The sequence below is a fragment of the Streptomyces sp. NBC_01363 genome (genome assembly GCF_026340595.1).
Lineage (GTDB): Bacteria > Actinomycetota > Actinomycetes > Streptomycetales > Streptomycetaceae > Streptomyces.
Genome location: NZ_JAPEPF010000001.1, coordinates 2,227,777 through 2,246,271, shown reverse-complemented (window position 1 = coordinate 2,246,271; position 18,495 = coordinate 2,227,777). Strand labels below are relative to the sequence as shown.

The 18,495-nt window shown below is 70.7% G+C and carries 18 protein-coding genes; 9 read left to right on the top strand and 9 right to left on the bottom strand.

Annotated features, from left to right (window positions below; translation table 11 throughout):
* Positions 1–2: 2 nt before the first annotated feature.
* From OG611_RS10525 to OG611_RS10515, 3 genes are all read left to right on the top strand, one after another.
* Positions 3–446, top strand: a complete 444-nt coding sequence (locus OG611_RS10525; RefSeq protein WP_266417975.1) for a nucleoside deaminase — start codon at positions 3–5, stop codon at positions 444–446.
* 117 nt (positions 447–563) lie between these two features.
* Entirely contained in the window at positions 564–2,678 is a 2,115-nt protein-coding gene (locus OG611_RS10520; RefSeq protein ID WP_266417971.1) for a hypothetical protein, read from the top strand.
* Positions 2,671–4,233: a hypothetical protein gene (locus tag OG611_RS10515; protein ID WP_266417967.1), complete on the top strand. Its 1,563-nt coding sequence runs from the start codon at positions 2,671–2,673 to the stop codon at positions 4,231–4,233. Before OG611_RS10520 ends, OG611_RS10515 begins: the two co-directional genes overlap by 8 nt.
* A gap of 37 nt (positions 4,234–4,270) precedes the next feature.
* Here the strand turns inward: OG611_RS10515 and OG611_RS10510 are convergent, their stop codons facing one another.
* The 8 genes from OG611_RS10510 to hemL all read right to left on the bottom strand — a co-directional run bounded on the left by OG611_RS10510 (position 4,271) and on the right by hemL (position 12,797).
* Positions 4,271–4,798, bottom strand: coding sequence for a hypothetical protein (locus tag OG611_RS10510; RefSeq protein ID WP_266417965.1), 528 nt, complete (start codon positions 4,796–4,798; stop codon positions 4,271–4,273).
* A 50-nt stretch (positions 4,799–4,848) separates the two neighbouring features.
* The gene (gene ccsB, locus OG611_RS10505) at positions 4,849–5,937 is read right to left on the bottom strand and encodes a c-type cytochrome biogenesis protein CcsB (protein WP_266417964.1); all 1,089 of its coding nucleotides are present in this window, start codon (positions 5,935–5,937) and stop codon (positions 4,849–4,851) included.
* A complete protein-coding gene (locus tag OG611_RS10500; RefSeq protein WP_266417963.1) occupies positions 5,934–7,724 on the bottom strand; it encodes a cytochrome c biogenesis protein ResB in 1,791 nt (596 codons plus the stop codon). Before OG611_RS10500 ends, ccsB begins: the two co-directional genes overlap by 4 nt.
* 5 nt (positions 7,725–7,729) lie before the next feature.
* Complete coding sequence (locus tag OG611_RS10495) at positions 7,730–8,452, bottom strand: cytochrome c biogenesis CcdA family protein (RefSeq protein WP_266425733.1); 723 nt, start codon at positions 8,450–8,452, stop codon at positions 7,730–7,732.
* A gap of 43 nt (positions 8,453–8,495) precedes the next feature.
* Complete coding sequence (locus OG611_RS10490; RefSeq protein ID WP_266417961.1) at positions 8,496–9,107, bottom strand: TlpA disulfide reductase family protein; 612 nt, start codon at positions 9,105–9,107, stop codon at positions 8,496–8,498.
* Positions 9,108–9,174: 67 nt separating this feature from the next.
* Positions 9,175–10,425 carry a hypothetical protein gene (locus OG611_RS10485; RefSeq protein ID WP_266417957.1) on the bottom strand — a complete coding sequence of 417 codons (1,251 nt, stop codon included), beginning with the start codon at positions 10,423–10,425 and terminating at the stop codon, positions 9,175–9,177.
* A gap of 351 nt (positions 10,426–10,776) precedes the next feature.
* Positions 10,777–11,493: a histidine phosphatase family protein gene (locus OG611_RS10480; RefSeq protein WP_266417954.1), complete on the bottom strand. Its 717-nt coding sequence runs from the start codon at positions 11,491–11,493 to the stop codon at positions 10,777–10,779.
* Positions 11,490–12,797: a glutamate-1-semialdehyde 2,1-aminomutase gene (gene hemL, locus OG611_RS10475; protein ID WP_266417952.1), complete on the bottom strand. Its 1,308-nt coding sequence runs from the start codon at positions 12,795–12,797 to the stop codon at positions 11,490–11,492. Before hemL ends, OG611_RS10480 begins: the two co-directional genes overlap by 4 nt.
* 127 nt (positions 12,798–12,924) lie before the next feature.
* Between hemL and OG611_RS10470 the strand changes: the two genes are divergently transcribed.
* Both OG611_RS10470 and OG611_RS10465 read left to right on the top strand, forming a co-directional pair.
* Positions 12,925–13,098, top strand: coding sequence for a hypothetical protein (locus tag OG611_RS10470; RefSeq protein WP_266417949.1), 174 nt, complete (start codon positions 12,925–12,927; stop codon positions 13,096–13,098).
* Positions 13,035–13,526 carry a hypothetical protein gene (locus OG611_RS10465; protein ID WP_266425731.1) on the top strand — a complete coding sequence of 164 codons (492 nt, stop codon included), beginning with the start codon at positions 13,035–13,037 and terminating at the stop codon, positions 13,524–13,526. Before OG611_RS10470 ends, OG611_RS10465 begins: the two co-directional genes overlap by 64 nt.
* A gap of 119 nt (positions 13,527–13,645) precedes the next feature.
* Here the strand turns inward: OG611_RS10465 and OG611_RS10460 are convergent, their stop codons facing one another.
* Entirely contained in the window at positions 13,646–14,203 is a 558-nt protein-coding gene (locus tag OG611_RS10460; protein ID WP_266417945.1) for an NAD(P)H-dependent oxidoreductase, read from the bottom strand.
* Positions 14,204–14,325: 122 nt separating this feature from the next.
* On the opposite strand from OG611_RS10460, the gene OG611_RS10455 reads away from it, so the two are divergent.
* From OG611_RS10455 to OG611_RS10440, 4 genes are all read left to right on the top strand, one after another.
* Entirely contained in the window at positions 14,326–14,979 is a 654-nt protein-coding gene (locus OG611_RS10455) for a TetR/AcrR family transcriptional regulator (RefSeq protein ID WP_266417941.1), read from the top strand.
* Between the two features lie 155 nt (positions 14,980–15,134).
* The gene (locus OG611_RS10450) at positions 15,135–16,136 is read left to right on the top strand and encodes a nitroreductase (protein ID WP_266417937.1); all 1,002 of its coding nucleotides are present in this window, start codon (positions 15,135–15,137) and stop codon (positions 16,134–16,136) included.
* Positions 16,137–16,207: 71 nt separating this feature from the next.
* A complete protein-coding gene (locus tag OG611_RS10445; RefSeq protein WP_266417933.1) occupies positions 16,208–17,092 on the top strand; it encodes a universal stress protein in 885 nt (294 codons plus the stop codon).
* A 90-nt stretch (positions 17,093–17,182) separates the two neighbouring features.
* Positions 17,183–18,340 carry a hypothetical protein gene (locus OG611_RS10440; protein WP_266417929.1) on the top strand — a complete coding sequence of 386 codons (1,158 nt, stop codon included), beginning with the start codon at positions 17,183–17,185 and terminating at the stop codon, positions 18,338–18,340.
* Positions 18,341–18,495: the final 155 nt, after the last annotated feature.

Genomic DNA, 18,495 nt, shown 5'->3' with positions numbered 1-18,495 from the left:
ACATGAACGACGCCACCATGCTCGCCACCGCCCTCGCCGAGGCCCGCACCGGTCTCGCCGAGGGCGGTGTGCCCATCGGCGCGGCCCTCTACGGACCGGACGGCACCCTGCTCGGCCGGGGCCGCAACCGCCGCGTCCAGGACGGTGATCCGTCCCTGCACGCGGAGACGGCGGCCTTCCGCGCGGCCGGGCGGCAGCGCTCGTACCGCGGTACGACGATGGTGACGACGCTCTCCCCGTGCTGGTACTGCAGCGGCCTCGTTCGGCAGTTCGGGATCTCGCGGGTGGTGATCGGCGAGGCGCGGACGTTCCACGGCGGGCACGACTGGCTGGCCCGGCACGGAGTGGAGATCGTGCTGCTCGACGACGCCGAATGCGTGGCGCTCATGCGGGACTTCGTACGCGACCACCCCGCCCTCTGGAACGAGGACATCGGCGCCGGCTGATCCCCGCCCCACACCACCTCGGAACGTTCGAAAATCCTCTCCACTCCCCAACTCCCGGGCGATATCCTCGTGTTGACGGTGTGCCAGATCGGATGGGGCGTCGATGCTGGGGGTGCTGTGGAGAGAGAGCTGTACGGGCGCGAGGCGATCTTCGGCAACGACGGACTTGCGGCGCGCCTGACCGGCCTCACTCCGTACGGCTCCGCCCGGGTCGTCTACGAGCACCGCGACGATCCGCCGGTCGCCGTGCTGACCGGCGGCCGGGGCATGGGCAAGACGGCCGTCCTCAAACAACTGCGCCATCTGTACCGGGAGATCACCCCGGTCGCCCTCGTCGACTGCGAGGCCGTCGTGGCACCCGAGGACGCGGGGCCCGGCTGGACCCCGGTCACCGGGGCGCTGCCGGAGCTCGCCACCCAGCTGACGGCCAAGGTGCACGCCGCGCGTCCGGTGCAGTTCCCCCGGCTGAGCCTCGGGCTCGTGGCGGTCGCCTCCATCTCCTGGACCCGCGAGGACGAGACGCGGGCACGGCGGGACCTTCAGTCGCTCGGTCCGATGCTGGCGACCGTCGACGGCCGCGGGGACGCGGCGACCGGCTGGGTCACCAAGGTGCTGACGAAGCTGGCCGCCAGCGCCTTCGACTCGGTGGCCCCGATGGCCGGGATGATCGCGGAGGCCACGGTCGAAACGGTCCTGGAGGAATCGTTCAGCCGCTTCCAGCGTCGATCGGCGGACTGGTACGGCAGCTATCCGCACGCGGGCGGCAACGGCCGGATCGGGCTGCGGCAACTGGCGGTCGACTTCGAGCGCGGCGGCGATCTGCGCCGCCGGGCCGAGGACCATCTGGTGCTCGCGCTGGCCGCGGACCTGGTCGCGGCGTACGGGGGCCTGGCCTGGGGCGCCCGCCGGGGGCGCCCGGTGCTGCTCGTCGACAACGCGCACACGCCGCTTGGCCGACAGCTGTTGGAGCCGCTGCTGCGGCAGCGGGCCGCCGGGGTGCGCGACCGGATCGCGGTGTTCGCCTCCTCGCGGGTCCGGGACCACGAGGGGCTGAGCCATGCGGTGCGCCGACGGCTCCCGGAGGTGGCGCACGGCTCGCACTGGTCCAGGGGCACGGGGGTGACGTCCGGAATCCTGGCCGTGGAGCTGACTCCGCTCAACCCGGAGCAGGTGCGCTCCGCGTTCGACCGGCACGACCGGGCGGGCCGTATCCCGGCCGGGCTGGCCCGTGGGGTGCACCGGCTGACGGGCGGGCGTCCGCTGGCGGTGGAGCTGCTGGCGCTGGCGGCGGGCGAGGCGCCGGAGCCCGCGTCACTGGTGCCCGGATCGCTGCTGGACTGCACGGTGGAGGTGCGCGAGGACCGGGCGCCCGCGCAGGTGGCGGACGAGCTGCTGGCGCGGCTGCTGCCGGGGCCCGAACAGCGGCTGGACTTCCTCGGCGTGCTGGCCGCCGCGCACGGCGAGGACTCGGCGCGGCTGCTGGCGGAGAGCCGGCTGGGCCGGGGGTCGCCGGACGGCGATGTGGCGCTGCGGATGCGCGATGCGCTGCGGGCGGAGGACTGGCCGGTCGGGCCCGGTCATTTCGTCGCCGATCCGCTGCTGCGGTCGCTGCTGCTGCACCGGCTGCGGTTCCAGGACGGCGACCATCCGTCCTACGCGGTGTGGCAGGCGGTGCATGTCTCGCTGCGCGGGGCGTACGGCCCCGGCGGCCGCTGCCCCAGCGTCCCGCATCTGCTGCACCAGAAGCTGGTGCTGGGCGACGCGGAGGCGTGCGTGGGGCATCTGCGGCTGCGGTTCGACGAACCGGACGTGGCGGGGTGGCTCGACTCGCTGCGCTTCATCGCCACGGCACCGTACCCGCGTACGCGCGGATCCGTCGGCCCCGACCGGCGGCGCGCGGTCGCGCTCGGCCGGGCGGACAACGCGGTGCCGAGAGGGCTCGAAACGTCGGCCGCGGAGCTCCATGTGCAGCTGCGCCGGCTGCTGCACGGCGTATGGCTGCTGTCCGATCCGCTGGCCCTGCCGGACGAAGAGGTGATCGACAAGATGGCGCACGAACTGCGACAACTGTCCGGCAGGCATCCGACGGGCAACAGCGTGCTGTGGGACGCGGCGACGCACTGGCCGCGGGACATCAGGGCCTGGCGTCCGCTGTCCATGCCACCGGGAGAACCGGACGCGGGCGACAGCGGGCCGGGGCCACGGCGGGGGAACGGTGGCCCGGATGCGTAATCCACTGCGCTACCGCCTCTGGTACACGGCACGGCAGAAGATCGTCACCTCGGTGGTGGTCGCCGCCCTGCTGATCACGTCCGGCTGGTACGGCATCGGCCGGCTCACCGCCCCCGAGGACCGCTCCTGCGCGAAGGGGGTCGAGCGGCCGCAGGGCAGTGACGAGTGCATCGGCGTCTCCGGCGACGGCTACGACTTCGGGCGGCCGAAGCTGACCGAGGTCGCCGCGGCCATCGCCCGGGAGAACGACACCCTCAAGCCCGGCCGGTACGCGACGGTCGCGCTGCTGCTGCCGCTGACGTCGACGGACGAGGCGATGCAGACGAAGATGCAGCGCGAGCTGCAGGGCGCCTTCGCCGAGCAGTACCGGGCCAACCACCTCTCCAACGAGCAGGTGCCGCAGATCCGACTGGTGCTCGCCAACACCGGGAAGAACAATCTGCTGTGGCGGCCGGCCGTGGAGCGGCTGAAGACGATGACCGGGGCCCCGGACAACCTGCGGGCCGTGTCCGGGGTCGCCACCAGCAGCACGCAGGTCAAGTCGGCGGTCAAGGAGCTGACCGCCGCGCACATCGCGGTCGTCGGCACCACGATCACGGCCGACGACATCGCCAACGGCGCGAAGGGCGATCCGTTCCCCGGCCTGGCACGGGTGTCGCCGACCAACCGGGACGAGGCGCGTGCCCTGGCCCACTTCGGGCAGGTCAAGAAGGACAAGGCGCTGCTGGTGCAGGACACCCGTACCGGGGACCACTACACGGACACGCTGCGGGCGGCCTTCACCTCGCTGGTGAAGGGCACCCGGTACCAGCCGGAGCTGTTCACCTCGCGCAGCGACCCCAATGACGAGGGCACCACGGCCAACACCTTCCAGCAGATCACGCATCTGATCTGCGACACGGACGCGGAGACGGTGTTCTTCGCCGGACGCCACGTCCAGCTGCGGCAGTTCATCAACGCGCTCGGGGCCCGCGGCTGCCAGAGCCGCGCGTTCACGATCCTGACCGGTGACGAGGGCTCGTACCTCGGCAGCGACAAGAAGCTCGACCGGGGCGCGCTGCGCCGGAAGGTGACCGTCCGCTACGCCTCGCTGGCGCACCCGGACGCCTGGGCGGCGACGAGGAAGGGCCGGGCGACCACGGGCGGTTCCGCGGCGGACTACCGCGCCTTCCTGGATCTGCTGGCCACGGTGTCGAGGAAGCCCGCGGGCCCGATCGGTCCGACCGACCACCAGGCCCTGACCGACGGCCAGGTGATCATCGCGCACGACGCGATGACGCTGGCGGTGCAGGCCGTCCGGCAGGCGACCCCGGAGGGCAAGGGGCTGCCGCAGCTCGCGGACGTGGGCGAGCAGTGGCCACGGGTGAAGGGCTCGCTGCGGGTGTCGGGGGCCAGTGGCTGGATCTGCCTGGACAACCACGGCAACCCCTACAACAAGGCGGTTCCGGTGGTGGAGCTGGCGCCCGAGGACGCCAGTCAGCGGTTCGTGTCGATCGCCTGGCCGGAGGGCACGCCGCCCGACGAGAAGTGCCTGCTGCCGTCCGCGGCGCCGTGACGCCGTGACGCCGCTTCAGAGGCTGTCGGGCGACCTCTCACCGCTCGGCCGCCACGTACTCCTCACGCAGCCCGGCCCACCGGACCGGGGTCCACTTCGACCAGTCGGCGGGATATCCGTCGAGCGCGTCCACGAGGTAGCGGAAGTGGTCGTGCCAGCCCGCCAGGCAGTCGAGGCGCAGCTCGTCGTCGCCGCGGAACTCATTGGTGAACCGCAGCAGCACATGGTCGCCGCGCGGGGGCTCCAGGTGGAAGCGGATGCGGCCGTGAAGTCCTTCGAGGGTGTATTCGGCGACCCGCTCGACGTCCCAGGCGGTGACGGTGCCGGGGGCGACCGTGGCCCGGTCCTCCTGGTCGGTGTTGAGCCAGCGGAGCGTGATCGCTCCGCCCATGCGCGGTTCGAAGGGGTCGGCGGCGGCGAGCCAGCCGGACAGTCCCCCGGAACTGGCAACGGCTGCCCACACCCGCGGAACGGGGTGGGGCAGCCGTAGCGTGAACCTCAGGGTGTGCAGGTCACCATGGGTTTCGCTGGTGCCGGGCTCGATGACGGGGGTCGCATCGGTCATGGTTCCAGCGTGGCCCGGTGGTGCGGGATCCGCACCCGTACGAGAAGTTCTCAGACGCCGGCGTAGGAGTGCTTGCCGGTGACGAAGATGTTCACGCCGTAGTAGTTGAAGAGCCAGCAGCCGAAGGCGATCAGCGCCAGGTAGGCGGCCTTGCGGCCCTTCCAGCCCGCGGTGGCGCGTGCGTGCAGGTAGCAGGCGTACGCGACCCAGGTGATGAAGGACCAGACCTCCTTGGGGTCCCAGCCCCAGTAGCGGCCCCATGCGTCGCCGGCCCAGATGGCGCCCGCGATGATCGTGAACGTCCACAGCGGGAAGACGGCGGCGTTGATGCGGTACGAGAACTTGTCGAGCGAGGAGGCGGAGGGCAGCCGGGAGAGCACGGACTGGGCGAACGAACCGGGCTGCACGCCGTTGGCGAGCTTGCTCTCGTAGCTGTCGCGGAAGAGGTAGAGCAGGGTGGCGGTCGCGCCGATGTAGAAGACGGCGCCGCAGATGATGGCGGTGGAGACGTGGATCCACAGCCAGTACGAGTGCAGCGCGGGCACCAGCTGGTCGCTGGAGGTGTAGAGCACCGTGGTCGCGATGCCGAGGTCCAGCAGGACGGTGGTGACCAGGAGCAGCCCCATCCAGCGGACGTTCTTCTTCAGCGCGAGCAGGATCAGGTACGCGCCGACCGCCACCGTGGAGAAGGTGATGGAGAACTCGTACATGTTGCCCCAGGGGGCACGCTGCACGGACAGTGCGCGAGCGACGACTCCGCAGGCCTGCACGAGGAAGGCGAGCACGGTCATGGAGACCGCCATGCGCCCGTAGAGGTCGCCCTTGAACGTGCCGCCGGCCGCGCCGGGCCCGTCCGGTACGTCGCGGGAACCGGCCGCCGCGCGCGTGATGATCTTCGGGCGGTCCAGTACGGCGGTGCCGCCGCCCTGCTGCGCGACCTGCACCTTCACCGAGCCGGCGGCGTCCGCGCCCTCGGTCTCGGTCAGCGCGGCGGCGGTGCGGCCGACCTTGCTGCGGCTGCCGAACACCCATTCCGCGATGTGCGCGAAGAAGGCCAGGGTGTAGACGGCCATCGACGAATAGATCAGCACATTGCTGGTGTGCGCCAGGTTCTCGTTGGTTGCGGCGGCGAGATTCACTTCTCAGCCCCTTCGGCAGGTTCTTCGGAGGATTCTTCGACGGAGTCGGAATCGGGTTCGGGGGATGAATCGGGCTCGGTATCGGCGTCCGGCGCCGTGGGCGCCGAGGCGATGAGCGTGACCGCGAGATCGGCCAGTTCCTCGGGAAGCTTCGCGGACTCGCTGCGGCCGAGACCCGCCATCTCGACGACCGTGACGCCGTCCGCGCCGGGGACCGCCCGTACCCAGACCCGGCGCCGCTGGATGAACAGCGAGCCCGCGAGTCCGGCGATCGCGGCGACGGCTCCGGTGAGCGCCCAGCCGCTGGCCGGCTGCTCCGAGATCTGGAAGCTGGCCCACTCCTGGATGCCCTCGAAGGTGATGGAGCCCGCGCCGTCGGGCAGCTTCATCGTCTCGCCGACCAGCAGGCGCTGCTTGAGCTGCTTGCCGTCGGCGTCCTTGAACTCCGTCATCTTGGACTTGTCCAGCTGGTACACGTTCTGCGCCAGCCCGGAGTCCGGCCCGAGGTAGCCGTGGTAGCCGTTGAGGGCCAGTACGGGCATGTCGGCGGCCGGGAACTGCGAGAACATCGTGCCCTTGCCGTTGCCCGCGAAGGTCGGCACGAAGAACGCCTGGAAGCCCAGCTGGGTCTTCTTGCCGTTCTTGTCGCGGTAGCCGTCGAAGACCTTGATCGCACCGGTCGAGGTGACGTTGTTGTCGATGGGCAGCAGCGGCACCGCGCTCCGGTAGACCTCCTTGCCCTTGCCGTTCTTGACCGAGACGACCGGCGCGTAGCCGTGCGCGTTGAGATAGACCTTGGTGCCGTCGACGACGAGGGGCTCGTTGACCTTGATGACGGTCTTCTGCGGCTTGCCGTACGCGCCCTTCTCGTACGTCACATGGGCCTCGTAGGTCCTGGGCGTACCGATCTGGGGGCCGCGGCGCTCGTACGTGCCGATGAACTTGTCGAGCTTGAAGCTGAACGGGGCGAGCGAGTCGGCGTCGAAGAGCGAACCGGACTTGAAGTCGTCGTACTGGGTGAGCGTGTTGGAGAAGCCGTCGCCCTCGACGATCAGCTTGCCGCCCTCGGACTTGAAGAGCTGACCCCACGCGAACGCCACCAGCATCACGATCAGGGCGATATGGAAGACCAGGTTCCCGGCCTCGCGGAGATAGCCCTTCTCCGCCGCGACCGCGTCCCCCACGGTGTGCGCGCGGTAGCGCCGCTTCCGCATCATCGCGAGCGCGGCCTCGCGGACCTGCTCGGGCTCGGCCTCGGTGCGCCAGGTGGTGTACGCGGGCAGCCTGGTCAGGCGCTTGGGGGCGCCCGGCGGCCGGCTGCGCAGCTGGCTGATGAACTGGCCGGTGCGCGGCACGATGCAGCCGATGAGCGAGATGAACAGCAGGATGTAGATCGCGGAGAACCACACCGAGCTGTAGACGTCGAAGAACTGGAGCTTCTCGTAGACCGGCGAGACGGTGGTGTGCGCCTTCTTGAAGGTCTCCACCTTCAGCTCGTCCACGCTGTTCTGCGGGATCAGCGAGCCGGGGATGGCGCCGAGCGACAGCAGGAAGAGCAGGATCAGCGCGACCCGCATCGAGGTGAGCTGCCGCCAGAACCAGCGGGCCCAACCGATGACGCCCATGGCCGGCAGACCGGCCGCGCTCTCCTCGCGCGGGGCGGTGGAGAGCTGGGAGCCGGCCGCGCCCAGTTCGCGGGCGTTCTCCCGGTCCCGCTCGTCCCGGGCCGCCCGCTCGTCCCGGCGCTCGCGCTCCGGGGCGGGGGGGTTGGACTTGGTGTTGCTCATGGAACTCAGATCCCCACCGTGAAGCCGTTGGACCAGCCCTGCAATTGCTGCATCATCGTGTCCCACACACCGGTCAGCAGGAGAAGACCGGTCGCGATCATCATGACGCCGCCGATGCGCATGACCCATGCATAGTGGCGCTTGACCCAGCCGAACGCGCCGAGCGCCTTGCGGAAGGCGACGGCGGCGAGCACGAAGGGGATGCCGAGGCCGAGGCAGTAGGCGACGGTCAGTATCGCCCCGCGTCCGGCGGTGCCCTGCTGCACCGCGAGGATGCTCACCGAACTGAGCGTCGGGCCGAGGCACGGGGTCCAGCCGATCCCGAAGAGGGCGCCCAGCAATGGTGCGCCCACCAGCCCGGTCACCGGCCTCTTGTGGATGCGGAACTCACGCTGCGTCATCCACGGCATCAGACCCATGAAGAAGATCCCCATCAGGATCATCAGCACACCGAGGACCTTGGTGAGTGTCTCGCTGTGCTCCTGGAGGGTCTGGCCGAAGAAGCCGAAGAGGGCGCCGCCGGAGACGAACACGGCGGTGAAGCCGAGCACGAAGAGAGAGGCGCCCGCGACCATGCGCCCTCGCTTGGCCTGCGCCAGGTCGGTGCCGCTGACCCCGGTGACGTAACTGAGGTAGCCGGGGACGAGCGGCAGGACGCACGGCGAGAAGAACGAGACGAGCCCGCCGAGCACGGCGATGGGCAGGGCGACCAGCAGAGCCCCGTTCATGACGGTCTCGTTCTGGCCGGCGGCGGCGAGGGCGATCACCTGATCACTTCTCCGCGATCAGCGGGTCGATCATCTTGTGCAGCTTGTCGGAGTCGAGGGCGGCCAGGGAGCGGGCGGCGATCTTCCCGTCCCGGTCCAGCACCACGGTCGACGGAATGGCCTGCGGGCGCAGCGTGCCCTTGGGGAAGCGGAGCATGAGCTTGCCGGTCGGGTCGAAGAGGCTCGGGTAGGGGACCCCGTAGTCCTTCTCGAAGCTCAGCGCGGGGCCCTTCTTGGCGTCCCGCGTGTTGATCCCGACGAACTGGACGTCCTTGTCCTTCGTCTCTTTCGCCACCCGCGAGAAGTACTGGGCCTCAAGGCGGCAGGGCCCGCACCACGAGCCCCACATGTTCAGTACGACGACCTTGCCCTTGTAGTCGGCGACGTCGAGCTGCTTGCCGTCGAGGGTCTCGCCGTCCAGCTTCGGGGCGGCCTTGCGGTCGCCCTTCTCCACGGTGGAGACGCCGCCACTGCCCGTGACGAAGTTCGTATTGCCACCGCCTCCGGCCTTGTTGCCGTCCCCGCCGCACGCGGTCAGCGTGAGGGCGAGGGCGGCGGCCGCTGCGGGGGCGGCGAGCAGGGTGAAGCGGCGTCGGGGTGCGCGGCCATAGCTCATGTGAAAAGTTTCGCATGGCGGTTTCGACGATCTCGGGCACCCCCCTCGGTGCCCGTAAAGCCCGTTGTCAGGCCTGTTTAAAGAAGGTGTTCCAGCCACCTTCGGGGGACTGTCCGACCCCCAGCGTACGGAGCTTGTCGAGCACGTCCGGGGTCTGTACGTCGAGCCAGTCGACGAACTGCCGGAAGGAGACGAGGCGCACATCCGGCTTCCCCGCGATTTTCTTGATCACCGCCTCGACGGCGTCCATGTAGATACCGCCGTTCCACTCCTCGAAGTGGTTTCCGATATAGAAAGGCGCGCGATTCGTCGAGTACGCGCGGTTGAAACCGGAGAGGTACGACTTGGTGGCCTGCTCGCGCCATCCGGGATAACGCGAGGGCATGCCCTTGGTCGAATTCAGCGACTGGTTGGCGAGGATGTTGTAGTCCATCGAGAGGACTTCGAAGGAGTGCCCCGGGAACGGCATCGCCTGGAGGGGCAGGTCCCAGACACCCTCCCGCTTCTTGGGCCAGACCTGGGTGCCACCGGGTGAGCTGGCGTCGTAGCGCCAGCCGAGCTTGCTCGCCGTGGGCAGCAGATTCTCCTGGCCGAGCAGACAGGGGGCGCGACCGCCGATCAGTTCCTTGCGGTAGTCGAAAGGCAGCGGATCGAGGTCGGTCCAGCCGGTGTTCGTGCGCCATTCGGTGACGAAGGAGACCGCCTGATCGATTTCGTTCCGCCACTGGGCGGACGACCAGTTCGCGACCGATCCGGAACCGCTGCAGAAATGCCCGTTGAAGTGGGTCCCGATCTCATGCCCGTCGAGCCATGCCTGACGGACGTTCTTCAGCGTCTCCTTGATGTGACCGTCGGTGAGATAGCCGATGTCGGAAGCGCCGATCGGGTTGTTGGGCGGACGGTACATGGACTTCTTCGACTCGGGCAGCAGATAGAGCCCGGACAGGAAGAAGGTCATCGCCGCGTCATGGTCCTTGGCGAGTTCCAGAAAGCGCGGGAAGAGTCCGTTGCCGACCTCGCCCGCCCCGTCCCAGGAGAAGATCACGAACTGCGGCGGCGTCTGCCCGGGTTCGAGCGGGACCGGCTTGGCGGGCTGGTGCGGCTGCTTCCCGGTGTCCGCGGTGGAACCGTCCCCGATCTTCCTGACGTCCTTCTCCTCGGACCCGGTCCCGCGAGTGCGTCCGTCGGACCCCTTCTCCCCCGTGGTCCCCGACCGGCCCGAATCGGACGAGCCGAAGGCGCCGCAGCCCGCCACCCCGACGGCGGCGGCGGCTCCAAGCCCGGCTCCGAGCAGACCCCTTCGGCTGATGTCGCGCATGAATACCCCATCTGCGGTCGTTTTGCCTCAAGTCCATACAAACTGGCGAAGGCTTAGATGAGGGAATCAACACGGGGGTTCCGCGATCTAGCACATGATTCTTTGCGCGACCAGACCCCAGCCATGGCCGAACGCATGACCTAGCAGGTGGCGCGGGGTGGGAGCAGCGCTTCAACCACCACCGAGGACAGCAATCGCCGGGCGGACGAAAAATCGCCGGACGGGCGAAAGATCAAGCCCGTCCGGCGATTGAGGAGAAAAACCTCAGACGACAACAAACCAGCACTCGACGACCGGCAACCCCGGCGAACCGGCCTCGTGGACACCCCGCCCCGTCGGCCCCCGGGTCGGCTACGCGCCGAACGCCTTCGACTTTCCCTTCACCGGCTTCGCACCGGCCCGCAGATGCGCCGGCACCAGGTCCCGCGCCGGCTCCGTGTACCCGACCGACACGATCTTGTCGCCCTGGTACGTGAAGCTGGTCAGCGACGCCAGCGTGCACTGCCGCTTGCGCGGGTCGTGCCACAGCCGCCGCCGCTCCACGAAGCTCCGCACGATCCAGATCGGCAGCTGGTGGCTGACGCAGACCGCCTCGTGACCGCGCGCCGCGTCCCGAGCGGCGTCCAGCGCGCCGATCATCCGTACGACCTGCTCGATGTACGGCTCGCCCCACGACGGCCGGAACGGGTTCGTCAGGTGCTTCCAGTTGTCCGGCTTGCGCAGCGCGCCGTCGCCGACGCCGAAGGTCTTGCCCTCGAAGACGTTGGCCGCCTCGATGAGTCGCTCGTCGGTGGCCAGGTCCAGGCCGTGCGTCTTGGCGATCGGCGTGGCCGTCTCCTGGGCGCGCTCCAGCGGGGAGGCGACGACATGGGTGATGTCGCGGCCCGCGAGATGCTCGGCGACCCGGTCGGCCATCTGCCGGCCGAGCTCGGAGAGGTGGTAGCCGGGGCGGCGCCCGTAGAGCACGCCCTCCGGGTTGTGCACCTCTCCGTGCCGCATCAGATGGACGACGGTGATGTCCTTGCCCTCGCGGCTTCCGTCGTCCGTGCGGCTTCCGTTCTCGCTCATGCGGTGGCCTCCGAGGCGGCGCGGGCGGCGGCGGGCAGGGCGGCGGCGATGCGCTCGACGGCCTGCGTGTCGTGGGCCGTGGAGACGAACCAGGACTCGAAGGCCGACGGCGGCAGGTAGACGCCCTGCGACAGCAGCGAGTGGAAGAAGGCGGTGAAGCGGAAAGCTTCCTGCTGCTTGGCGTCCTCGTAGTTCCGCACCGGGCGGTCGGTGAAGAAGACGGAGAACATGTTGCTCGCCGCCTGCACCGTGTGCGCCACGCCCTCCTTGGCCAGCGCCTCGCTGACCAGGCCGCGGATCTCCGCGGAGACCGCGTCCACCTTGGCGTACGCCGCGTCGTCGAGCAGCCGCAGCTGGGCGAGGCCGGCGGCGGTGGCGATCGGGTTCCCGGAGAGCGTGCCCGCCTGGTAGACGGGGCCGACCGGGGCGAGGTGCGCCATCACGTCCGCGCGCCCGCCGAAGGCCGCGGCCGGGAAGCCGCCGCCCATGACCTTGCCGAAGGTCATCAGGTCGGGCCGCACCCCGTCGACGCCGAACCAGCCGGCCTTCGAGGTACGGAACCCGGTCATGACCTCGTCGGAGATGTAGAGCGCACCGTTGGCGGCGCAGAGCTCCTTGAGCCCGGCGTTGAAACCGTCCAGCGGCGGTACGACGCCCATGTTGCCCGGCGACGCCTCGGTGATCACACAGGCGATCTCGCCGGGGTGCGCGGCGAACGCCTCGCGGACGGCGTCCAGGTCGTTGTACGGCAGCACGATCGTGTCGCCGGCCTGCGCGCCGGTGACCCCGGGGGTGTCCGGAAGGCCGAAGGTCGCGACCCCGGAACCGGCGGCGGCGAGCAGCGCATCGACATGGCCGTGGTAGCAGCCGGCGAACTTCACCACCTTGGCCCGGCCGGTGAACCCGCGGGCGAGACGGATCGCGGACATGGTCGCCTCGGTGCCGGACGACACCAGCCGCACCTGCTCCACGGGCTCGACCCGGCCCACGATCTCCTCGGCGAGCGCGACCTCGCCCTCGCCGGGCGTACCGAACGAGGTGCCGCGGGCGACAGCCTCCTGGACTGCGGCGATGACCTCCGGGTGGGAGTGGCCGAGGATCATCGGCCCCCACGAGCACACGAGGTCGACATACTCACGGCCGTCGGCGTCGGTGAGGTACGGACCGTTGCCGGACACCATGAAGCGGGGCGTACCGCCCACGGCTCGGAAGGCACGGACGGGAGAGTTCACGCCGCCGGGCGTCACGAGGGACGCGCGGTCGAAAAGCGTCTGCGAAACTGGGGCGTCATAGGGAAAGCTCACACAAGCCATGGTGTCAGAGCCACGGACGGTCTTGCGGACAGGTGTTTCACCGCACGCCCGTGGGGGAGGTCACTGACACGATGATCGGGTTGCGCGGCGGGGGCTGTGTCTCCTAAGTAGTAGTCGGGTGGATGAGATATGCATCGCGGTGGCGGAGTGGGCGAAGGGACCGACGACCTGGGGCCCGAGCCTGCCCGGCGGGGTCGGCACCGGCGTGAGGCGGAGCGCGAGCAAGGAATACGGGCCGGTGGTGCGCAGGGTGGCGGAGCCGGAAGCAGGAGTGGTGGCCGGGTGGGGGTGACCTACAAGTACTTCGGTGCCCCTGATGGGGCCACCGCGGCACGCGTGCCCATTTCGATGCGCCCCGAGGAGCTCGGCGGCGACGAGCTGGGCATGGGCGGCATGTTCACCAAGATCAAGCCGGAGACGGTGGCGGCGATGGTCCTCACCGGAATACAGGGCATACCCCTGCACGCGGTCCCCCCGCTCGAACTGGTCGTGCTGCACCCCGATTACGCGGTGGTCAAGCTTCCGATGACGGTCGTCGACCCGCTGCGCGGCGTCGGCGAGGAGTCGGTGGGCGCCGCGGCGTTCATCTGGTCCACGGTCCCCGACCGCGGCGGCCCGCGCGACGCGTTCAACGTCTACCAACTCCTGCACGAGTGGCAGGACTTCTCGCACCGGCTGCACGACGCGGGGCACCAGGCGTACTGCCTGGTGTGGCCCTGACCGGGGCCCGTTCAGCACGGTGCTGCTGCGGGGCCTCCCCGGGCGTCCCGGGACGCCCGGCGCATGACGACGGCGGCGGCCGGGCGTCCTCGCCCGCGCCGCCGCCGCATACGCAGTGGTCAGGCAGCCACCGAAACGGCCGAGCTCACCTTGGCGATGACCTCGGTGAGCGCGGTGACGACCTCGGCGTCGTCGGCGGGGTGGGTGTCGGCGAAGCGCGTCACGGAGCCGGGGATGGACAGCTTGACGTCCTCCAGGACCACGGCGCCCGCGATCCCGACGGACTTGCGGGCGTCGTCCTGCGCCCAGACGCCGCCGTACTGGCCGAAGGCGGTGCCGACCACTGCGACCGGCTTGCCGGAGATGGCGCCGGCACCGTACGGGCGGGACAGCCAGTCGATGGCGTTCTTCAGGACGGCCGGCATGGTGCCGTTGTACTCGGGCGAGAACAGCAGGAAGGCGTCGGCCCCGGCCGCCACCTCACGGAGCCGGGCGGCAGCCGCCGGGACGCTTCCCTCGACGTCGGTGTCCTCGTTGTAGAAGGGCACATCGGCCAGGCCCTCGAACAGCTCGATCTCGGCGCCCGCAGGGGCGTGCTTGGCGGCGGCCTCGGCGAGCTGGCGATTGTGCGAGCCGGCGCGAAGGCTGCCGACGAGCGCGAGGATGCGTACAGACATGGGGAACTCCCGGGAGGCGGAGAGGCAGTTGCGTCCAATCAAGCGGACCGTGGTCCGTTTAAAGTTGTACCACCTAAACGGACCACGGTCCACTTATCCTTCCCGGACGCTACGCTGTCACCATGACCGGCCCCGTTACCCCTCCGCCGAGGCTGCCCGAACCAGGAGAAGCGCGGACGAATCTCCCGCTCGCCCCGACCGATGAACCCCCGCAACTGCGGGCGGACGCGGCGCGCAACCGCACGCTCCTGCTGGACGCCGCTTCCCGGCTCCTGGCCGGGTGCGGAGCGGCCGACCTGACCATGGAGTCGGTGGCCGCCGCCGCGGGGGTGGGCAAGGGAACCGTCTTCCGGCGCTTCGGCGACCGGGCCGGGCTCCTGCTCGCGCTCCTGGACCACCGGGAGAAGCAGCTCCAGGCCGCCTTCCTCTCCGGTCCGCCGCCGCTGGGCCCCGACGCCTCCGCGGCGGAGCGGCTGCACGCCTTCGGGCCCGCCGTCCTGCGCCACGAACGCGACCACCACCCGCTGATCCTGGCCAGCCGGACCGACCCGCTGCGCAACTACGCCGTCCCGGCGCTCCATCTGCGCATCAACCACATCGCCATGCTGCTGCGGCAGGCGGGCGTGCCCGGCGATCCGGAACTGCTCGCACACACCCTGCTCGGCTCCATCGACACCGCCCTCGTCCACCACCTCACCGTCGAGCGCGGTATGCCGCTGGAGCGCCTGGAGGAGGCCTGGCACCACCTGGTCACCCGGCTCGGGGCGACCGCGTAACCATCCCGCCCCCTCCGCGGCCCCAGCGGGATCCCTCGGCGGGATCCCGAAGAATCACGGGAAACATGAGCTTCGGGACGAAAGCCCCATATCGTCGTGACGGCACTTGATACATGCTGGAGAGACATCGACAGTTCCCGACCCCCGGGGGTCCGATGTCCACCCAGACGCTCACCGACGCGGTGGTGACCGACCTCGTCGCCGACGCCACCGCCGCACCGTCCATGCACAACGCCCAGCCCTGGCTCTTCCGCTACGGGCACCGCGGCCGCACCCTCGTCCTCCTCGCCGACTTCGAGCGCCGGATGCCGGAGGCCGACCCCTCGACCCGCGCCCTTCACGTGGGCTGCGGCGCGGCCCTGCTGAACCTGCGGGTGTCCGCCGCCCACCACGGCCTGGACGCGGCCACCACCTTGCTGCCCGAGCCGTCGGATCCGGTCCTCCTGGCCTCCGTACGCCTGGACGACCGCCCCGAGGCCCCACGCGGGCAGACCGACGAAGCGCTCCGCGCTCTCCACCCCGCTATCGCGGACCGGCACACCAGCCGCTACCCGTTCGACGAGCGGGCGCTCCCCGACGACGTCCGCGCACGCCTCGTCCGCGCGGCCCGTGCCGAGGGCGCGGACCTCGTGTTCCTGACCGAGCCCCACCTGGAGACCGTGCTCGATCTGATCCGGGACGCCGAGGGATACGACCGTGGAGACCCGGCGCGGGAGGCCGAGCAGGAACACTGGACCCGCTACACGAAGACCGACGCGCCGGTCGACGGAATCCCCGACTACGCCTTCGGCCCCCGCGACGCCGCCGGGAGAGCGACCAACCGCGACTTCGCCGGCACCGCCGCCCTCGCCGGCCGGGCCCGCGTCCTGTTCGAGCACCAGCCGCAGCTGGCCCTGCTGAGCACCGAGGGCGACCGCCCGGCGGACTGGCTGCGCGCCGGTCAGGCGCTGGAGCGCGTCCTGCTCACCGCGACGCTGGACGCGGTGTCCACCTCGTTCGCGACCCAGCCCCTCGAATGGCCGGACCTGCGCTGGGTCCTGCGCGACCCGGTCCACGGCACGGGGAACCCCCAGATGATCATCCGCCTGGGATACGGGCCCACCGGGCCGCGCACGCCGCGCCGCCCCTTGGACCGGGTGCTGACGATCGAACCGTAGAAGCGCCGGGGCGAGGCGCCGGAACCACACGCGGGTCCGGCCGAATCCGAGCAGAGAAGGCGGTGTGAGCGATGCGGCTCCCCGTAGTCGTCGGAGTGGACGGGTCGGAGGGCAGTCTGCGTGCCCTGGACTGGGCCGCGGCGGAAGCGGCCCGCTCCCGGCTTTCCCTGCGCATCGTGCACGCGTCGCTGTGGGAGCACTACGAGGGTCTGCGGCCGACCGCCGACAGCGGGCGACCTCCCGAACAGATCCTCGCCGAGCATCTCGTCGCCTCGGCCCGGGACCGCGTGCGAGACCTCAGCCCCGGGGTGAGCGTGGTGGCCGATGTGCAGCCCGAGGACCCGGTGGCCGCACTCGTCCGGGAGAGCCACGAGGCGGCGCTCGTCGTCCTGGGGTCCCGGGGCCGGGGCCGGATCGCCGGAATGCTCCTGGGGTCCGTCGGACTCGCGCTCGCCGGCCGGTCCCACTGCCCGGTCGTGGTCATCCCGGCGACGCCGCCGCTCGCCCCGGCGGAACCCGGCCGCGTGGTCGTCGGGATCAGCGACGCCACCGGCCCGTCGGCGGCTGCCGTCTTCGCGCTGGCCCAGGCCGCTTCGCGCCACGGCGAGCTGGTGGCCGTACGGGCCTGGCGCCGCCCCGCGCACGAGTTCCTGAGCCGTACGCCCCTTCCGGGCTCCCCCGCTTCCGCACACCGCCGACGGGCCGAGGAACACCTCGAAGAGGTCCTGGGCGCGCTGGCCGAACGGGACGATTCCGGAACCGTGGTCCACCGGTCGGTGACGCAGGGACCGGCGCACCAGGTACTGATCGAAGCCGCCGAGGGCGCGGAACTGCTGGTCGTCGGCGCCCGGCGGAGCAGCGGATGGCACGGGCTCCAACTGGGCCCGGTCGACCACGCGGTGCTGCATTACGCGCCCTGCCCGGTCGCCGTCGTCCCGGATACGTACCAGGGCTGATGCGCGTCGGTCCACGGCCTTACGGTTCTCCTCGTACCGATGTACTCACGTTCGAGTCGATGTACTCACGCACGAGGGGGAGGCCGCCCCATGGCCGATGCCGCCGCACACCTTGTCACCACGCTCGCCGCACCGCTGGACCGTGCACAGGACGCGGCGGACGCCCCGCGCCTCCTGCGGTGGCCCGCGCGACGGCCGGACGCCCGGCCCGCTCCCGGTGGCGGGCAGTCAGCAGAGGGCCCGCGTCTGCTCGTCCAGCGCGGTGACACCGAGCTGGTCGCCGTCGACCCCGACTCCCCGGGCGCGGCGGCGGTCCGCTTCCCCGCTCCCTGGCCCCGCCGCTTCGGCACCAGCACGGTGGCGCCGAACGGTGAGCTCGCGGTGTTCGCCGGGGTGCACGCGGTGCGCGCGGTGGACCCGACGGGGGCAGTGCGCTGGGAGGTCGGACACGGCTGCTGGGAGGGCAGTTGCCGCACCCTCCACACCGCGTACGAGGAGTACGCGACCGACCACCGGCATCGGTACGCGGACAGCGGATCGGCCGTATTCTCCGCGGACGGGACGCTCGTGTGGGCCCATGTCCGCGGCCCCGTCGCCGCCTCCGGACCCGATCCGGAGGCGCTGGACGAGTGGCTGGTCATCGACGCCGCCGACGGACGAGTGCTCGGCCGGGCGGACGCGGAGACGGCGGCGGTCGGCTCGGATCACATCCCGCACCCGGACCCCGCCCGGATGGGACTGTGCGTCGGCGAGGGGCAGGACGGGGTGCCGATGCTGTGGGGCAGATGGGACGGCAAGAAGCTCTCCGTGGAGCGGTTCTGCGACGACGAGCGGATCCTGACGGACGTGAGCCCGTCGGGCGAGCGCTTCCTGACGGTGACTCATTACGAGGAGACGCTCGGCGTGCACCGGGTCGACGACGGCTCCGTACTGTCCGAACTGGACACCGAGCACACCGTCCCCCGCCACCCCGAGGCCGATCCCGACGACCAGGACGCCGACGAGACGCTCTGGGACTACGAGTGCGGCTTCCTCGACGAGGAGACCGTCGTCGCCGGTACGTCGGAGAGGGACGGGGAGTACGGGGAGGAGCGCCACTGGCTGGTGAGCGCGACCGGGGATCGGATGCGGCTGACCGCGCGGATCACCTACCCGTTCCCGATATCCGGCGCGCCCACGGCCCTCGGTGACGGCACCTGGTACACGGTGTCGGCGGCGGGCGACGCACTGCATGTGTGGAGCCGATAGCCCGGCGGCACGGGCCGGGGCCGCGGCGTCGGCCCCGGCCCCCATCCACCGGGCGCCGGTCGCCAATCACCCGCATCCGGCCATTCGTTCATTGGCCGGAGAGTGATCTCCAACGGCCTCTACGACGTCCCGGGGCTACCGGCCACCCGCCCTCC